Here is a 1,367-nt window from a genome sequence, read left to right as displayed (position 1 = left end):
CCCGGGGGTTACAGTAGCTGAGTTGTAGCAAAGTTTAATCAGGCTTTATGGATAAGCTACAAAGAGCTAACGGTGGATGCCTTGGCATCGGGAGGCGAAGAAGGACGCGGTAAGCTGCGATAAGCTTCGGGGAGCGGTTAACACGCTTTGATCCGGAGGTTTCCGAATGGGGCAACCCGGCAGGAGTCATATCCTGTCATCTGTTTCTCAATACATAGGAAACAGAGGCGAACGCAGGGAACTGAAACATCTAAGTACCTGCAGGAGTAGAAATCAATTGAGATTCCGTCAGTAGCGGCGAGCGAACGCGGATTAGCCCAAACCAGGCTTCGGCCTGGGGTTGTAGGACCCCAACGTGGGATGCATGCACGATAGTGGAACGGCATGGAAAGGCCGACCGTAGACGGTGATAGTCCGGTACGCGAAATGGTGCTGCACCCTAGGGAGTTCCTGAGTACCACGGGACACGTGAAACCCTGTGGGAATCTGGGAGGACCATCTTCCAAGGCTAAATACTACCCGATGACCGATAGTGAACGAGTACCGTGAGGGAAAGGTGAAAAGAACCCCGGGAGGGGAGTGAAATAGAAACTGAAACCGTTAGTTTACAAGCAGTGGAAGCACTATGTCGCAAGACAGTGCAACCGCGTGCCTTTTGCATAATGAGTCAACGAGTTACCGTATGCAGCGAGGTTAAGCCGCGAGGTGGAGCCGGAGCGAAAGCGAGTCTTAAGAGGGCGATCAGTTGCATGCGGTAGACCCGAAACCGGGTGATCTAGCCATGTCCAGGGTGAAGTCTCGGTAACACGAGATGGAGGCCCGAACCAGTGTAGGTTGAAAACTGCTTGGATGAGGTGTGGCTAGGAGTGAAAGGCTAATCAAACTCGGTAATAGCTGGTTTTCTCCGAAATATATTTAGGTATAGCCTCACATGATGACCGACGGAGGTAGAGCACTGACAAGGCTAGGGGTCCCACCGGATTACCAACCCTTATCAAACTCCGAATGCCGTCGAGCTTTAGTGTGGGAGTCAGACTGCGGGAGATAAGTTCCGTAGTCGAGAGGGAAACAGCCCAGACCGTCAGCTAAGGTCCCTAAATCTATGCTCAGTGGGAAAGGAGGTGGAACTGTCCAGACAACCAGGAGGTTGGCTTAGAAGCAGCAACCCTTTAAAGAAAGCGTAATAGCTCACTGGTCTAATGGATCTGCGCCGAAAATTCAACGGGGCTAAGCATAGTACCGAAGCTACGGATCCAGAAAGCTGATTTAAGCGTATTAGCAAACAGGGAAAGAAGTTCGCGAGCGGATAGATTGTTATCCCCTGCCCGCCTACAGCTTATCATGCAGATAAGTTAAAAATCGTAGGC

The 1,367-nt window shown here is 51.4% G+C and carries 1 rRNA gene; it reads left to right on the top strand.

Features of this window, described 5'->3' with window-relative positions:
* Nucleotides 1–49 precede the first annotated feature (49 nt).
* Nucleotides 50–1,367: ribosomal RNA gene (locus tag BUC26_RS24010) — 23S ribosomal RNA — on the top strand; the annotation flags it as partial.

This window comes from Desulfofustis glycolicus DSM 9705, from assembly GCF_900130015.1.
GTDB classification, from domain to species: Bacteria; Desulfobacterota; Desulfobulbia; order Desulfobulbales; family Desulfocapsaceae; genus Desulfofustis; species Desulfofustis glycolicus.
This window is presented reverse-complemented; position numbering and strand designations above follow the sequence as displayed.